This is a genomic window from Salipaludibacillus sp. HK11 (genome assembly GCF_047795645.1).
Taxonomy (GTDB): domain Bacteria; phylum Bacillota; class Bacilli; order Bacillales; family Salisediminibacteriaceae; genus Salipaludibacillus.
Window position 1 is genome coordinate 2,002,583 of record NZ_CP181045.1, and the last position, 15,623, is coordinate 2,018,205.

Below are 15,623 nucleotides of genomic sequence, written 5' to 3' on the forward strand. Positions count from 1 at the left end.
TACGCGATCAGTTTATTTGTTTGTCTTATTCATCTCCTCTTCATGTTGTAATTCCCATGTTTTTTCGAAAAAGGGCTGTCCTTTGATCATTTCAAAACAAAAATCTTCGTGACATTTCGACCAGCCATATTTAATATCATTAAATAACCCGGTCCACACATCATCAAAACTCATTCCTTGGATGAAACTATATTTGTGAGGTGCCCATTCAGTATACCAATACCTTAATTCTGGTAACTCAGCATCCTCATATAACTGATCCAAAGCCATAAATAGAAGTTGTTTTAATTGTTTTTCCCGGCGCACAAGGCCGTTCATAAATTCTGGATTTGGTGAAAGCATATGGTATTGTTTTTCACAATCCAAATAATCCATATAATAATCGCTTACGGGGTCATTCTCTACCAATTCACGTAGTCTTTCTTCTTGTCTAGGAACCATCCTACTTTTTCGAATAGGTGTATGATATCCAAGGGTGTCTACGACCAAAGCTCTTTGTCCATTCGTTGCGATAAAACAATATTCCAATGCAATTCGTTCATTTTTTTGACGAATATAACTTTGCCTACAGATATCTGCTAATAGTTCTTCGGGAAGCTCCAATAACGTATTTTCCATATAATCTAATAAATTGGTGTTAATTTTTACTACTGCAATTTGATCCAATAGTTCAATTCGATCACTTTTTTTCCACTCAAAAAATTCACAAACATTGTAGCTATTTTCTTCTCCCTCAAACCAGTTCACCCAAACATCTCTCATGTGGACCATGGACATACCTCCTGACTCATTCTTTGCCATCAGTATGCGCAAATCTCATCCATATTATTCCACGTATGTTTATTTCTTTCCGCTCTTTGTCAATCGCTTGCGACTCACAGGTGTATAAACGATAGCAATTACAATTGCTGCACCAATAATAAAAAAGTAAGTTTCGACGCGTTGTAGTAAAAATATCGAATATTCCAGGAGGGTAAAGCCGACTGTCAACAAATTTAAATATGCTACTAAACTAATTCCTCCAGCTACGGCCATGATAAAGCCAATACATAGTAGAAATAAACGCACTGTCGCTTCCTCCCCTCCTGAAATGTACAATATACTTACAACAAGCTATTCTCACTCTATTCTATGATTTCATTAAGGTTATAAGACATTAAAATCTAGTTTTCAAATCTAGATCAAAAATTTCATTCTCAATCAGAAATTGATTAGCTGGCATTTTCAATAGTGATATTGAATCTAGTTTTTGATTGTATTTCATAAATTCATTAATGATATAATATCCTAATTGATAACCAATCCAAGGTGGACTTCCACCGATTCCACCAAACAAAAATGGATAATGTAATGTACGTCCACTAAGGTTAATATTCTCCTTAAATAAACGATGCCACCACTTCATTAGTTCTTGCTTTGAATAGAGAGTTGTCCACGGTGCCGTGTGATCCTCACCTAGACGATTTTTAACTTCCCATTCTGCTAGCCCTTCCATTACCATCGATTCTAATAATGATATTGTTCGTTCGGTTTCTTTTCGATGATGGAGTCTAGCAACATGATGATATTCATGAAGCAAAAGTGCTTTTTGTTTACTTAATACTAATTGTTCTTTCCAAAACAAAAGAACATAGTTTGGAAAAGTACACCCATTTTTACCGTCAAGATCTTCCATGATTTTTTTATGTGAACGATTTAAAGGAAATAAATATAAGTTAGCATTCGGTCCAGAAAACTCATGTTTTATTGTTTTAATAAAACCTGTTAGTTCAGCTATGTCTAATTGCTGTCGCCACTTGATCCATTCGCGCTTCATTTCCGAAGTAATTGGAACCATTCCTTGGTCGATTAAAAAATACAACCACTCATCTTTTGATTTGGTTCGATCTTCTCTAAACAATGTTGAGAATGCTTCAATAATAGGAATTTTATAGTGAAAGTATCGAATAACCCAAGACGAAGAATCATAAATATTCACTTTACCCCAACCTTTAAGTGTTTATAATTGTCTCATTAATCATATTGTCATCACTTATGTTATGATATGTCTAAAAGACAATATTGCGATTCTCGAAAGGTGGGGAAAACTATGACAAAGCGCCTTTTCAATTATAAAAATGACAATTCTTTTTTTAAACAATTATCAAAGGAAAATCAAAATCAGCTCCTTTTACATGGCGAAGAAATCTCCGCTCCAATAGGAAAAATACTTTTTTATGAAGGAGAAAGTGTAAATTATATTTATTTACTTAAACAAGGGCAAGTCCGTCTCAGTAAAATGACAATGGATAAAAAAAAATTTGTTCTTCACATTAAAAGAGAAAATGATATTGTCGGTGAATTTAGTTTATTTAACGATATGCGCGCAAGCATGACTGCCGAAGTCATGAACTCAGCAACACTCATTCGATTTAAATGTGATTTGTTAGAGGGATTATTCTCACAAAATGGGGAAATTGCAACAGCATTTATCAAGCTTTTCGCTCGGAACACACAATCAACACAGGCGAAGTTTTCTGATTTACTGTTGTATGGAAAAACAGGGGCTTTTTATTCGATTCTGATTCGATTTGCTCATTCCTATGGTATTGCTCACCCAGACGGAATTATGATTGATATAAAGTTGACCAATCAGGAAATTGCTTACTTCATTGGTACGAGTCGAGAAACAGTTAACAGGATGTTCAATGATTTAAAAAAAGACAAAATCATCGATCTTGTTGATGGGCATATTGTTATTAAACAGATTGAGCAACTCAAAAAACATCTACATTGTGAGAAGTGCCCATTAGAAATATGTACAATTTCATAAATATTAATTATACAAGATGGTTTTTATTAGCATAAATCGCAACTTGTGTACGATCCTCTAACTCTAATTTTGCTAAAATATGGCTCACATGTGTTTTTACTGTTTTGATTCCTATATAGAGTTCCTCAGAAATTTCCTTGTTCGTTTTTCCTTTCCCCATTAAACAGAGGACTTCTTTTTCTCTTTTTGTTAATTCTTCGTGCTTAGGTTTTTCATTCATATGACGAAACATTTTTTGAGTCACCTGTCCTTGAAAGGTAGGTTCACCGTTGACAGCTTTACGGATAGCTTGTGCAATATCATCTGCAGTTGAGGTTTTTAGAAGGTAACTAAATGCGCCTGCATCCATAACAGGAAAGAGCATTTCGTTGTCTAAGTAACTCGTTAATACAATGATTTTAGCTTTTGTTTTAGCTAACACTTTCGTAGCTTCAATACCATTCATCTTTTCCATTAACAAATCCATTAAGATGACATCTGGTAACACCTCCGCCGCTTTACTAATTGCTTCTTCACCATTACAAGCTTCACCAACTACCTCTATATCATCTTCAACACTTAAAAATGTCACTAAACCCATCCGGACCATATCATGATCATCAACGACCAAAACTTTTATTCGCTTACTCATTGATATCTCCCTCCGCTTTCAAGTTATTGTTCGTTAATGGAATCCGAAATTCCAAGCGTGTGCCTTTTTCTGGATAAGAAATAATCGTAAAATGACCACCTAACTCCATCATTCGTTCTTTCATAGAAGTCAGACCGTAATTGCCTGTTTTATTCTGCTCAATATTCGCTGAATCGAAGCCAATCCCATCATCTTCTAATACGACAAGTAAACGCTCTTCACGCAAATGCGCCTGCAATCCAATTAACTGCGGGGATGCGTGACGCAAAGCGTTGGACAACCCCTCTTGTAACACGCGAAATAATTGCTCTTCTACTCCTTTTTCTATGAACGGAATCGCCTTCAAATCACACTGGAACTCAAGGTTAGGATGTTTATTCTTAAGTTCTCCCATTAAACTCACCATCGCTTGTTTTAATGATTTCCCTTCTAAGGTAACCGGACGTAAATGCATAATTAAAGCTCTTAATTCTTGTTGGGCATGATGCACCATTTTTTCTATTTGATTGAATAGTTTCTCTGCTTTTTGTGGATCACTATGAACAACCTTAGGAATAGCCGCTAAAGCCATCGATACAGCAAATAACTCTTGACTGACAGCATCATGAAGGTCTCTTGCTAGTTTCCTACGTTCTTCCAAACTCGCCCCTTTTTCCGCTTCATCAATCAACGTTGCATTTTCGTTTAACACTCTCCGCATTGAAACAATTTGTTGCTCCAAATCATCGGTAAGTAAGTTCAATTCGTCTGCTAGTTTTTTAAGTTCATCTTTTCTTTGAATCGTTATTTTGCGATTTAATGATCCTCGTTGAAATTGCTTCAATTGATAAATAATCTGCGCAATTGTTTTTTTCAGTGAAATGCCATATGAATAAGCATAAATCCAAGCCGTAACTAAAAAAACAATCGTAAAAAATAGCGTTAGAACAGCATAGATTGCTGGATCTGAGACTAAAACAAGGATTCTATGAAAGAATGATTCAGTACTTGCATCGATTGGAATCGATACAATATTTTGAAGGATATATAGGGTCACAAAAGATACAATTCCTGCGGTTACACTTACCTTGATTTGTAGCCTTAAGAGATCCCAAACAATCCCTTGTAAGCTTGATTGCTTTTTTTTATCGGGGTTCGTTTCTTGGTTAGTCAACAGTCAGTACCTCCACATCACCAATACTCAAATCGACTTCAAGAATCAACTTCTTATCAGCATGATGGAATCCAGGACTAGTATACGAAGCACTCCTCCCTGTTCCTGCATGATAATCATTAAATAATGTTACGTCTCCCATTTTGACATGAACATTTGCTTGCACTGCCATTTCCTTAGGAACCAAGATTTCAACCGATCCAATCCAACACGAAACGTCAATGACATTGTCACCGTTTTTCAAGATAGCCTTTGTCAAGTCAAGCTCGATGCTACCAATACCCATATTCACATTCATGCCATCGGGTTCCCATGGTTGTTTACCGAGGGAAATATCGCCTATAAACGTGCGGTGGTTTTCTCTTTCTTTATCCCCCTTATATTTTTGCTCTGGTTCTGATTCACCAAGGTTGAAATCAAACGACGACGTATCAAATGTTGTTTTTTCTGTGTATTTTTTTTTTACTTTTTCTACATCATCAGGTCCATAGTTAATTACCACATTCCCATCTCGATCGAATAGTATTTTGAATCCTATATAAACGAGAATCAGAGGCCATGTCCAATTCCACAAATCTGATAACCCATATTGAAACCACTCTGCATTATTTCCAAGTATGACAAAGCCAATAGCTGTCACTACTAGTCCCCATACGACTTTACCGATATGCCACCGATCTCTTTTTAAGCCATGAAAGAAATAAACAATACCTTCGAACAAAATTTTCAATCCAAATAAAACGAGAATCGCTGGCCAAAAAGTCGAAAATAAAGATGTTACTTCTGAATCAATCAGTCCAGTATTCGTCAACAATAATACGATACCAATACTTAATATAAGAATCCCAATAAAATTTTTCATCATTTGTCACCTCAATTGAATTAGGAAAATAGGTCATCGACTGTCTTTCCCTGTCTATATTGTATCGTTTCCTTTACGGTTCGCCAATTAGTTTTTATTACAAGATACGGAACTCTAAAATCAGTTTACTTTTAAAATAAGCTCATGAGAACGACCTTAAGACGGTTTCTATCTCATCCTTAAGTCTGATATTATCAAAAATGGGATCGGAGAAGTTTTTTGGAAGGGGAATGAGCAAGAGGGATGCTCTTATGCGATAGCTGATCAGAATTTGAGATGAAACTGCTCTAGTGAGCGGTACTTGTCCAGTTCCTGAGACTTAATTGAATAGTTACTGTTCAAGTGCCTAGGCCTTGTATAAAATGCGAGAAGAACAATAAGAGAAAATCAAAAAAAGCCAAAAAGGACCTCAATACAGCAAAGTAGAGGTCCTTTTTACCTTTTCATTTAACGTTTATTTCACAAGAGACCTAAAACATCAAATACCTTTAGACAACAACTATTTGCGACACCCTCTTAAATCTTCATTTTATATCAGAAATAAATTAGTTTTCAAAGCGTTTGAATATTAATGACACATTGTGCCCGCCAAACCCGAGGGAATTACTCATAACAACTGGAACATCAACATGTCTTGATTCATTAGCTACATAATCCAAATCGCACTCATCATCTGGCGTTTGGTAGTTAATTGTCGGTGGAATAATCCCTTCCTGAATCACACGTGTAGCGAAGATCGCTTCAATACCACCTGCTGCTCCTAGTAAGTGTCCTGTCATCGATTTGGTAGAACTGATTGGAAGTTTACGTGCATATTCACCGAAGACTGTTTTTGCAGCCATTGTTTCGTATTTATCATTATATGCAGTACTTGTCCCATGTGCATTTAAGTATGCTACTTCAGATGGATTAAGCGCTGCATCTTTCAAAGCTTCTTGCATCGCTCTAACGGCACCTTCGCCTTCAGGTGCTGGCGCAGTAACATGATAAGCATCTCCAGTTGAACCATAACCAACAATCTCAGCAAGAATGTTTGCCCCTCGCTTTTCGGCCGATTCCAATGATTCAAGGATGAGAATTCCCGCTCCTTCTCCCATTACAAACCCATCTCGATTTTTATCAAACGGACGGCTCGCGGTTTTCGGGTCTGAATTCGTTGAGAGAGCTCTGGATGAACAAAATCCTGCAAATGACATTTCTGTTATTGGTGCTTCAGCACCTCCAGTAATCATTGCTTCGGCATCTCCTCGTTCGATTACTTTAAATGCATCCCCAATCGAATTCGCTCCGGAGGCACATGCAGTAACTGAACATGAGTTTACTCCTTTAGCTCCCAGCTTTATAGAGACTTGACCCGCGGCCATGTCAGGAATAAGCATCGGAACGAAAAATGGAGAAACGCGTCGATAACCTTTTTTTTCATATAGACGGAATTGCTTTTCATACGTTTCCATTCCACCAATACCTGAACCAATCCATACACCAACCCGATTTGCATTCGTTTCATCAATCGTTAAATTTGCATTTTTGACAGCCATCATCGCACTAGCCACTGCAAATTGTGTGAAACGATCCATCTTACGCGCATCTTTCATATCCATGAAGTCTGTTGGATCAAACCCTGTCGCTTCTGCAGCGACAGTTGCTGGGAATGCACCTTCTTCAAATTTCGATAAAACTTCTATGCCTGATTCTCCATTAATTAGTTTTCCCCATGTTGTTTCAACATCATTTCCTAATGGTGTAACAGCTCCTACACCGGTAACAACTACCCTGTTTTTCTTCATTAAAATGACTCCTTTCTAGTTATCTATAAATCATGTTTATTTTCCCCATCTAAGAGCCACAGCACCCCAAACGAGTCCCGCTCCGAATCCTACTAGTACAACTAAATCTCCATCATTAATATTTCCATTTTCCAAATCATAAACTAGTGAAAGTGGTATAGACGCCGAAGAAGTGTTCCCATACCGATCAACAGTTTTAGACATTTTTTCGATAGGGAGATCTAATCTTTGTCTTGCTGCTTCCATAATCCTTATGTTCGCTTGGTGTGGGACGAGAAAATCTACGTCTTCTTTTGTAAATCCTGCTTTAAGAACAACATTTATTGCAGACTCTCCCATTTGTCGAACAGCAAATTTAAACACTTCACGCCCATTCATCTGCAGATAGTCTTCCATTTTAATGTGATCGCCGCCACTTCCATCAGAACCTAACTCAAAAGAAAGGATTCCGTGATCGTCGTCTACAGGACCTAATACTGCAGCACCAGAACCATCACCGAATAAAACAGCAGTGTTTCGATCATTCCAATCAGTAATTTTTGAGAGTTTTTCCGTTCCTACAACTAAAACGTGTTTATATGTTTCCGACTCAATAAATTGTTTCCCTGTTACTATTCCATAAATAAATCCTGCACATGCTGCACTAACATCCATTGCCGCAGCTTTTGTTGCTCCAAGCTGGTTTTGAAGCATAGATGATACTGACGGAAACGCTTGATCTGGTGTCACTGTCGCAACAATAATCATATCTAACTCTTCAGGCTCAATACCTGCTTTATCAATCGCATCAAGTGCAGCATAATAACTCATATGTGACGTATCAATCTCATCTGATGCAATCCGTCTCTCCTCTATACCAGTTCTTGTGCGAATCCATTCGTCATTCGTATCAATTTTCTTTTCTAAATCTCTATTTGTGACGACATGCTCTGGAATGTATTTCCCCATTCCCCATATTCCTGCGCGCATCTCGCTTGCCCCCTTGAAAAAATTATATGGTTATTATTATTACCTAGTCATAATAATAACTACATTATGACCTAGTCATAAGAAAATCGCAACTATCTAAAATAAGATTCATTTCCTTTTGAACGGTCAACAATTCCGTGCAAAAAGCTGTGCTTCTTTTGGGAAACACAGCTTAAGACAAGGTTCAAGATATCTACTTATCATTATCCGATGTATTAATCTCAATTGCAGCCATTAGTTCTTGAAACATCTCATCGACTCGCTTGACTAATGATATTTCTTTATCCGTGACTGGATTATATTTTTTCAATTCCTCGTAAGTGGATAAAAAAGAATCAATATCTTTTGTCGCAATTTGAGCGATTGATACATAACTTAAAAGTGTGACATTTGGTTTCTCTTCTTGATGAAACAATGGAACTAGTGGTTCTAATAATTCTTTTGCTTCTTGATAGTTTTTTTGGTGAATTGCTTCATACCCTTTTACAATTCGATCCGCCATTTTTCTAATTGCTTTTGGTTGTTCTTCCGACATACATCAAACTCCTAACTTCACTTAATTAATAATCCATTTCAATTATCTCTTATCTAAATGGAATATACAGTTATGGTGCACTAAAATGATCCCATTCTTCCAGACAACCATTCATCCATTTTAACACTAGATACATTTGACCTAAATGATAACTTTCATGGAAATTTAAATGATGAAGTATCCATTCTGGAGAATAGGTATCTTCTTTAGCTTTCCCCTTCACCGTTAAGTTTGCAGATCTAAACTCAATATCTGATATGCTCATATAGTGCTCTCTTGTCAACATACGTGCCTCACCTAGTCTAGATAAAAACCAACTTTTCTCCAACTCTGTTGGTGCAAAAATAGCTTGTTTTTCATCAAATAAATAGTGTTCTCTTTCTTCCACAGTAAGTTCTTCTTCTCGCAAAACCGTTTTATTCCACCAATATTCAACTTGAGCTAAATGAAGCGCATACCCTGCAATTGAAGGTAGACCTCGAACAGATTGATGGATATCCCTCTCATCCAATTCATCTAATAAACCGAGCAACCGTTCGCGAGTTAAAATTAATCCACCTAATAAATGACTAGACTCTCTTGAGGAAACCGGGGTTAACGTATGTTCTACCATGAGATTCAACACCCTCCGTCTTTAATTAATTTCACTTGGCAAAAGGCCTGTTTCAGTATAGGTTATAATATGTTCCTCTAACCACTCTTTCGTATCTATTGGCACTTCCTGACCGAATTCTCCCATTGAGATGACACCATCTTGAAAATCGAAGTGAAGATTCCCATTTTCAAGTTTTCCTTGCTTGTATTGTGTTCCTACATATTCATATAGTTTTTCAACTTCTTGAACTGTACTCGTCAATACAGTAGATTCCCCCATATCTAGTTGATCTCCTACATAACCAATTGCATATAAGCCTTCTTTTTTCACTTCCTCAATCACATCAATATGATAACCATCACCAGCTGGATAAAAAATATCGACATTATCATTTTTCATATCAGCGAAAATTTCAAGCGCCTTAGTTTCATCTATCCAGCTTTCAACAAATTCAATATTCACTGTGACAGCAGGGGATTGAAACGTTGCTCCATCCTTAAATCCTTGAACTTCAGGTTGAAATGGGAAAGCCGCTATCACGCCAATAGAATTGGACATAGACATTTCTCCTGCAAGCATACCTGCAAAGTATCCCATCGCATATCCGTCAAAATGAAGACTAGTGATATTATCTCCTTCGACATCGCCATTAAAACTAATAAAATGAACATTTGGATAATCATCCTTGAATTGCATAAATAGATCAGCATATATATGACTATGACCAAAAACTAGTGAAACATCTTCTTTACTAAATTCTTCTATTGCATCTTCAACTCGTTGCTCAGATCGAATATCCTCTTTAAGTAAAACATCAACTCCAAGAGTAGATTGCAATTTTAACATTCCTTGATATCCTTTCATGTTCCACGCTTGATCATCAATTGGATAAGGAAGTAACAATCCTATTTTTTCCAATTCCTGTTCATCGCCTTGAGTACAACTGATTAATAAGAGAAAAAAAGGAAAACTAATTAAATACCTCATTTTTTTCATTGTGACTCTCACTCCCTATGAATCATTTCTATTAGTGTATTCTCGTACATCTCAGACGATGTTTGTAAAAAACTAAATAAGTTGTCATCGCATCAAAACGTTACGATTTAAATTTTTGAAATAATGTAATTAGGAAGCATTTTATCTATGTTTTTTATGACCCTTAATATTATTCGACACTTTTCGTTCGTTTCCTATTACAAAAATGTTAAAAATAGATTACAAATTTAATGATCACTCTGTCTCAATTTATAAAATAGCCATTCTGTCACTCCACCTAATAAGAGGGAGAAGATAACAATGACTTCCATTGGCCAATCTGTACTTTGCGATAATAATAGAAAAACAGTAATTGTTACAATTGAAAAGATAATGATTCCAATAAAGAGCCTCATATGGTGCCCCCTTTCTGATAAATCTATAAGACTAAAATAGGGCACAAGTATCACCCTTTAATAAAATTCATGTCAACTTTGCCACTAAAAATTGTTGTTGTCCAATTTAGATAGGATTTTTTTCAGTACCTTGCACCTCCACTTATTTCTCCACCTAAACGCAAAAAAATCAGAGGTACTACCTCCGATTTTTAAGGTTTTGGTTTAAAGGTCCAAACACGGTCTTCATTTTTCGTTTCAGGGAAAGACATCCCCGCGTCTAGATGAACTTGTTGCGGATCCTTAACCATGCTCCCTGTCTCACCTATCTCCATATACATTCCATTGTTTGGTGCTTTTTCACCAAATTTAAAGCGATTCCTTTGTCCCATACACTCACCTCTATTATGGCATTTACTTCTTATGTAAAGTAACCAAATAAGCTAGAGTTTATCCAGAGTAATAGCTAGAAAGGATTAGAATGAAAAATGCTATACTATTTATAATCTCTACAATACCAATTTGTACAGGCTTTTTCAAACTATTTTTTGTAACAGCTAATGTTTTTGCTAAGGACAAAAAAAATGCAACCCCTGCTCCATTTGATACAAAAACAAACATGAAAACAACGATAGCAAAGTGATAAGCAAGCGATACTCTGCGAAAAACGCCGTTTTCTTTTTCTCTAAGTAACGATTTCACATGAAAAACACTTGCGACATAAAATGCTACAACAATAAACATAAAGTAAAAAGCTTCGTGCTCTAGCGATGTATTTCCTAATTGGTAAGCAAACAATAAAAATCCTGATAACGCAATAATTGCTGACAAATCATTGATAAACAAACGTTCTTTTTTTATTTTTGCAAATACAAGATTTACACAGAAAAAAGGAAAAATGAGTAAAGCAATATATAATAATGAGAAATCCGATAGAAAATAAGGAACTAAAACGACACCTCCGGATGCAACATAAACACAAAATGACGGCCATACATCCCGATGCTTTGGTTGCCTAATATATGTAAGTAATGGGGCTTGCGCAAAGTATAAGCTAAATAAACCAATAAAAAAGATAACATGGCTAATATTTAGCCCTGTGATTCCTGCCCCAATCCAATACGGAACGATTAACATTGCCCATGCTCCATGTTCTCTCGGGATGTACCATTTCATGTAGATCACATCCTTCATACATTAATTTTACTAAACACCAATCAAGAACTATGTGATCATTATCACATTAAAGTATATTTCAAGTGTGATTTTTTCCACAGCATTAATCTTAAGGTTCTGATAAAGTAATCATATAAGTTATCGTTTTATCTGGAAAACTGTATATGTATGTATTGAAGTTGAACGTAAGAGATCAAGGAGGAATTCTCATGCTTAAGGTAAGATTGAATTATAAGAAAGAAGATGGCATTTTTCCCATTTTGTCCAACTATGGTTTTAAATTAAACGAAGACCATTATATAAAAAAACTAAATGCAGATTCATTTATTGTTAAGGTGACTCATTCAAATGACACGAAAACAATTGAGATTACTTGCAAAGATGAAGTTTCATTCGATGGATGCAAAGAGTTACATCATACAATTACACAAGTAGCAGAGAAACTGTCAGCAAACATCGACGATCAAGAAGCAATGTTAGGTTACAATGCACAAGGGCTTCCAGCATATCTCATAAATGGCTTCCAATCTTGGTGCGAATTTCTTGAACAGGCGGGTCATCGATCTCTTGAGGGACATAAAGTTGAATGCTTTGATGGAAATGTATTATTAGGCAGAGGGCTTTTCTTAAAATCTGATATTGCAACAAAAGATGCCCTGGATAAACCAAAGATCCCTTCCTGTACGATTATTACTTCTGAAGGAGAAGAGACGTTTCTAGGTGATCAATTGAAAATCAATCCTATTGCAGATTAAAGAAGAACTAGTCTCACGTTTCGAATAAATTTTCTCAAAAAAAATCATGAATAATGTGGTTTATTCATGATTTGAGCATTATATAGTACAAATTTCCACTGGGCAATCACCACAGTGCAAATATTTTTTTAAATACTGTATATCTTGTATCGTTATATATCCATGATCCATAGTTAAAATACTTGATTTCTTCAAGTCATTCAACATGCGATTGACACTTTCTCTCGTAGTACCAATATAGTTTGCAATATCTTGGTTTGTTAGATGGACATTAATAAGGATTCCTTCGTCTTTATTTATACCATATGAATTGCTAAATCGAATTAATGTTGAATAAAGAGCTCCTGTTTTTCCACATAAAATAAGGTCACGAAATTTGGCTTGCGTTGATTGTGTGTGGCGAGCAAACCACTTCATAAAAGCAACGGCAATTTCACCATTTTGACGGAATAACTCCTCTAATGTATGTCGGTCGAATCGAACCATCGTCGCATCATCAGTAACTTCCGCTGTGACACTAATCGACATCTCATTAAACAGACCTACTTCTCCAACGAGCTCATCACGTTGTTTTAAGTGGACAGAAAACTCTTTTCCTTCGGATGTCATTTTACTTAAACGTACTTTTCCTGAGCGGATTAAATAGACGTGTTCAGGAAAATCCCCTTCATAAAATAAATAGCTACCACTCTTCACCTGTATCTCTAGGCCATTTTTCAAAAGTAGATTCTGGTTCTCTTGTGAAATTTCATTGAAAAACCGTTTCATTTGTAAATCTTGTTTTTCCATAGAGATACCCCCTCTAATAAGATCATTCGTTCATCTGATTCTCTTATTTAAGATTACCACTATAACAATAGGTGGAAATTGCTAAGTTATGACTATTTAATGAAATTTCTGTAGGATAAAGATTATTCATAAAAACAGTTTGAAATTGACCTATTAACGTTTTCACCTATAAGTAATACACCATCAAAAAAAGGAGGGCATATTTGATAGTGCATTAAGTAACGGCACAAATAAGGAGCTCAATTATGAAACCTTGTTGTATTCGATCCCTACCGAGTTGAAAGAACGTTGATTCACTCTCTTATTGCGACCGTTTTTCCATTTTCAATCGTCTATCGCTCCGAATTCCTCTTTCTTTTAGACCGTTTTTCCATTTTCAATCGTCTATCGCTCCGAATTCCTCTCTCTTTTAGACCTTTTTTCCATTTTCAATCGTCTATCGCTCCGAATTCCTCTCTCTTTTAGACCGTTTTTCCATTTTCAATCGTCTATCGCTCCGAATTCCTCTCTTTTTTAGACCGTTCTCCCATTTTCAATCGTCTATCGCTCCGAATTCCTCTCTCTTTTAGACCGTTTTCCCATTTTCAATCGTCTATCGCTCCGAATTCCTCTCTCTTTCTGACAGTTTTCCCAAATTCCAATCGCTATCAGTCTGAATCCATGTTCAAAAAACGAGGCATCTGTTTCAAATAAATGTGTAGAAATTTATTTTTTATCCTATATAGTACTTCTAAGTACTTTATGAATAATACGGGTATAATTAACTAATAAAACAATAAGGACTCCAAAAACTTGAAGTCCTCCTGCTAAATAGTGTCTACTGAAAATTCAGATCTTTGAAGGCATTGGGTGTTTTTTTTATTCAGTTAGATTCAGTTAGCATTTAACTTCTGCATTTTTTCTTGAGTAAAAATACCAATGCATTGCCAAGCTAACAAGATAATAACCGATGAAGATAATTAAGGCTAGATTGGCCATACCAGTTTTATCAATCGACCAACCAAACAACATTGGAATTAAAAATGCTCCATATGCTGCAATTGCAGATGTAAAACCTAACACAACAGCTGCTTCTTTTTGTACAAAAATAAATGGAATCATTCTGAAAGTTGACCCGTTAGCTATTCCTGTCGCAATAAATACGATAATAAACATTGTTAAGAATCCTGTAAAGTTCCCAATATTGTAGAAATACATGACGCCTAAAGTTGCTACTGTAAGAAGAATGATATCCCAAAATGTAACAAAAGCCCCCCCAAGTTTATCAGATAGCCATCCTCCAACTGGTCGAACTAATGCTCCTAACAAAGGACCAATGAATGCAATTTGAAAGACATTAATTTCTGGGAATTCTGTTCGCGTTAATAATGGAAATGCTGCTGCGTATCCAATAAAAGATCCGAAACACATTGTATATAACCATGTCATAATCCACGTATGTTTATTCTTAAATATCACTGCTTGTTCTTTTACGGACGCTCTCATTCCTGGTAAATTATCCATCCCGAAGAAAGCAGCAACCACTGTTAAAACGATCGGAACCACCCAGATGAACGCAGCGTTCTGCATAAACACTTCTGAGCCATCACCTAATATTTGCGGTGCTCCTGTCAATGTACCAAAAAGAGCAACTGTGATTACAAGTGGGGCTAAAAGCTGAACAGCACTTACGCCAAGGTTTCCTATTCCTGCATTCAGTCCTAGCGCTGTTCCTTTTGCTTTCTTTGGATAGAAGAAGCTAATATTTGCCATACTCGATGCAAAGTTTCCACCGCCAAAACCACAAAGAGCCGCTAAAATCGCCATAGTAATAAATGGGGTCGATGGATTTTGAACAGCGAACCCAATGCCGATCGCAGGAAGTAACAGTGAAGCGGTGCTAATAATTGTCCAATTACGCCCACCGAAAATTGGCACAAGAAAAGTATATAAAATCCTTAATGTTGCCCCAGTTAATCCAGGCAAGGCAGTTAATAGAAATAATTCACTCTCAGTATAAGCAAATCCTATATCATTTAAATTGGCGGCAATAACTGACCATATTTGCCAAACTGCAAAAGCTAAAAATAAAGCGGAAATAGAAATCCATAAATTTCTACTTGCACGTTTTTTCCCCTCTTCTTCCCAAAATAATTCATCTTCTGGCTCCCACTTTTGTAATGCGACCATCATCTATTCCTCCCATTTCA

18 protein-coding genes are annotated in these 15,623 nt (G+C 36.2%); 2 read left to right on the plus strand and 16 right to left on the minus strand.

Annotated features, from left to right (window positions below):
* Positions 1-12: 12 nt before the first annotated feature.
* The 3 genes from ACM26V_RS09915 to ACM26V_RS09925 form a co-directional block, all read right to left on the minus strand.
* On the minus strand, positions 13-771 hold the full coding sequence (locus tag ACM26V_RS09915; RefSeq protein ID WP_416151258.1) for a DUF3603 family protein: 759 nt from the start codon (positions 769-771) through the stop codon (positions 13-15).
* Between the two features lie 69 nt (positions 772-840).
* On the minus strand, positions 841-1,068 hold the full coding sequence (locus tag ACM26V_RS09920; RefSeq protein WP_416151259.1) for a hypothetical protein: 228 nt from the start codon (positions 1,066-1,068) through the stop codon (positions 841-843).
* A gap of 88 nt (positions 1,069-1,156) precedes the next feature.
* Entirely contained in the window at positions 1,157-1,978 is an 822-nt protein-coding gene (locus tag ACM26V_RS09925) for a DUF2268 domain-containing protein (protein ID WP_416151260.1), read from the minus strand.
* Between the two features lie 111 nt (positions 1,979-2,089).
* Here ACM26V_RS09925 and ACM26V_RS09930 point away from each other — a divergent pair, with 111 nt between their 5' ends.
* On the plus strand, positions 2,090-2,812 hold the full coding sequence (locus ACM26V_RS09930) for a Crp/Fnr family transcriptional regulator (protein ID WP_416151261.1): 723 nt from the start codon (positions 2,090-2,092) through the stop codon (positions 2,810-2,812).
* A gap of 7 nt (positions 2,813-2,819) precedes the next feature.
* On the opposite strand, the gene ACM26V_RS09935 is transcribed toward ACM26V_RS09930, so the two are convergent.
* From ACM26V_RS09935 to ACM26V_RS09985, 11 genes are all read right to left on the minus strand, one after another.
* Entirely contained in the window at positions 2,820-3,443 is a 624-nt protein-coding gene (locus ACM26V_RS09935) for a response regulator transcription factor (RefSeq protein WP_416151262.1), read from the minus strand.
* Positions 3,436-4,596: a histidine kinase gene (locus ACM26V_RS09940; protein ID WP_416151263.1), complete on the minus strand. Its 1,161-nt coding sequence runs from the start codon at positions 4,594-4,596 to the stop codon at positions 3,436-3,438. The genes ACM26V_RS09935 and ACM26V_RS09940 overlap by 8 nt, the downstream gene beginning before the upstream one ends.
* Complete coding sequence (gene liaF, locus ACM26V_RS09945) at positions 4,589-5,461, minus strand: cell wall-active antibiotics response protein LiaF (RefSeq protein WP_416151264.1); 873 nt, start codon at positions 5,459-5,461, stop codon at positions 4,589-4,591. Before liaF ends, ACM26V_RS09940 begins: the two co-directional genes overlap by 8 nt.
* A gap of 542 nt (positions 5,462-6,003) precedes the next feature.
* A complete protein-coding gene (fabF, locus tag ACM26V_RS09950; protein WP_416151265.1) occupies positions 6,004-7,245 on the minus strand; it encodes a beta-ketoacyl-ACP synthase II in 1,242 nt (413 codons plus the stop codon).
* Positions 7,246-7,281: 36 nt separating this feature from the next.
* A complete protein-coding gene (locus ACM26V_RS09955; protein WP_416151266.1) occupies positions 7,282-8,214 on the minus strand; it encodes a beta-ketoacyl-ACP synthase III in 933 nt (310 codons plus the stop codon).
* A gap of 193 nt (positions 8,215-8,407) precedes the next feature.
* Complete coding sequence (locus tag ACM26V_RS09960) at positions 8,408-8,749, minus strand: hypothetical protein (protein ID WP_416151267.1); 342 nt, start codon at positions 8,747-8,749, stop codon at positions 8,408-8,410.
* 70 nt (positions 8,750-8,819) lie between these two features.
* Positions 8,820-9,362, minus strand: coding sequence for a DinB family protein (locus tag ACM26V_RS09965; RefSeq protein WP_416151268.1), 543 nt, complete (start codon positions 9,360-9,362; stop codon positions 8,820-8,822).
* 21 nt (positions 9,363-9,383) lie between these two features.
* Complete coding sequence (locus ACM26V_RS09970; protein WP_416151269.1) at positions 9,384-10,340, minus strand: BMP family ABC transporter substrate-binding protein; 957 nt, start codon at positions 10,338-10,340, stop codon at positions 9,384-9,386.
* Positions 10,341-10,567: 227 nt separating this feature from the next.
* On the minus strand, positions 10,568-10,735 hold the full coding sequence (locus ACM26V_RS09975; protein WP_416151270.1) for a hypothetical protein: 168 nt from the start codon (positions 10,733-10,735) through the stop codon (positions 10,568-10,570).
* Between the two features lie 191 nt (positions 10,736-10,926).
* Entirely contained in the window at positions 10,927-11,106 is a 180-nt protein-coding gene (locus ACM26V_RS09980; RefSeq protein ID WP_416151271.1) for a YjzC family protein, read from the minus strand.
* Positions 11,107-11,164: 58 nt separating this feature from the next.
* Complete coding sequence (locus tag ACM26V_RS09985) at positions 11,165-11,890, minus strand: YwiC-like family protein (protein WP_416151272.1); 726 nt, start codon at positions 11,888-11,890, stop codon at positions 11,165-11,167.
* A 209-nt stretch (positions 11,891-12,099) separates the two neighbouring features.
* Between ACM26V_RS09985 and ACM26V_RS09990 the strand changes: the two genes are divergently transcribed.
* Positions 12,100-12,645 (plus strand): hypothetical protein, encoded by a 546-nt coding sequence (locus ACM26V_RS09990; protein ID WP_416151274.1) that lies wholly within the window; start codon positions 12,100-12,102, stop codon positions 12,643-12,645.
* A gap of 78 nt (positions 12,646-12,723) precedes the next feature.
* Here the strand turns inward: ACM26V_RS09990 and ACM26V_RS09995 are convergent, their stop codons facing one another.
* Positions 12,724-13,434, minus strand: a complete 711-nt coding sequence (locus tag ACM26V_RS09995) for a Crp/Fnr family transcriptional regulator (RefSeq protein WP_416151275.1) — start codon at positions 13,432-13,434, stop codon at positions 12,724-12,726.
* An 876-nt stretch (positions 13,435-14,310) separates the two neighbouring features.
* Complete coding sequence (locus ACM26V_RS10000) at positions 14,311-15,603, minus strand: MFS transporter (RefSeq protein ID WP_416151839.1); 1,293 nt, start codon at positions 15,601-15,603, stop codon at positions 14,311-14,313.
* Positions 15,604-15,623: the final 20 nt, after the last annotated feature.

Bases quoted from the DNA above. Each gene is read 5' to 3' on its own strand.
- ACM26V_RS09915 (WP_416151258.1), bottom strand. From the start codon at position 771: ATGGTCCACATGAGAGATGTTTGGGTGAACTGGTTTGAGGGAGAAGAA.
- ACM26V_RS09930 (WP_416151261.1), top strand. From the start codon at position 2,090: ATGACAAAGCGCCTTTTCAATTATAAAAATGACAATTCTTTTTTTAAA.
- ACM26V_RS09935 (WP_416151262.1), bottom strand. From the start codon at position 3,443: ATGAGTAAGCGAATAAAAGTTTTGGTCGTTGATGATCATGATATGGTC.
- liaF (WP_416151264.1), bottom strand. From the start codon at position 5,461: ATGATGAAAAATTTTATTGGGATTCTTATATTAAGTATTGGTATCGTA.
- fabF (WP_416151265.1), bottom strand. From the start codon at position 7,245: ATGAAGAAAAACAGGGTAGTTGTTACCGGTGTAGGAGCTGTTACACCA.
- ACM26V_RS09955 (WP_416151266.1), bottom strand. From the start codon at position 8,214: ATGCGCGCAGGAATATGGGGAATGGGGAAATACATTCCAGAGCATGTC.
- ACM26V_RS09960 (WP_416151267.1), bottom strand. From the start codon at position 8,749: ATGTCGGAAGAACAACCAAAAGCAATTAGAAAAATGGCGGATCGAATT.
- ACM26V_RS09965 (WP_416151268.1), bottom strand. From the start codon at position 9,362: ATGGTAGAACATACGTTAACCCCGGTTTCCTCAAGAGAGTCTAGTCAT.
- ACM26V_RS09970 (WP_416151269.1), bottom strand. From the start codon at position 10,340: ATGAAAAAAATGAGGTATTTAATTAGTTTTCCTTTTTTTCTCTTATTA.
- ACM26V_RS09975 (WP_416151270.1), bottom strand. From the start codon at position 10,735: ATGAGGCTCTTTATTGGAATCATTATCTTTTCAATTGTAACAATTACT.
- ACM26V_RS09980 (WP_416151271.1), bottom strand. From the start codon at position 11,106: ATGGGACAAAGGAATCGCTTTAAATTTGGTGAAAAAGCACCAAACAAT.
- ACM26V_RS09985 (WP_416151272.1), bottom strand. From the start codon at position 11,890: ATGAAATGGTACATCCCGAGAGAACATGGAGCATGGGCAATGTTAATC.
- ACM26V_RS09990 (WP_416151274.1), top strand. From the start codon at position 12,100: ATGCTTAAGGTAAGATTGAATTATAAGAAAGAAGATGGCATTTTTCCC.
- ACM26V_RS09995 (WP_416151275.1), bottom strand. From the start codon at position 13,434: ATGGAAAAACAAGATTTACAAATGAAACGGTTTTTCAATGAAATTTCA.
- ACM26V_RS10000 (WP_416151839.1), bottom strand. From the start codon at position 15,603: ATGGTCGCATTACAAAAGTGGGAGCCAGAAGATGAATTATTTTGGGAA.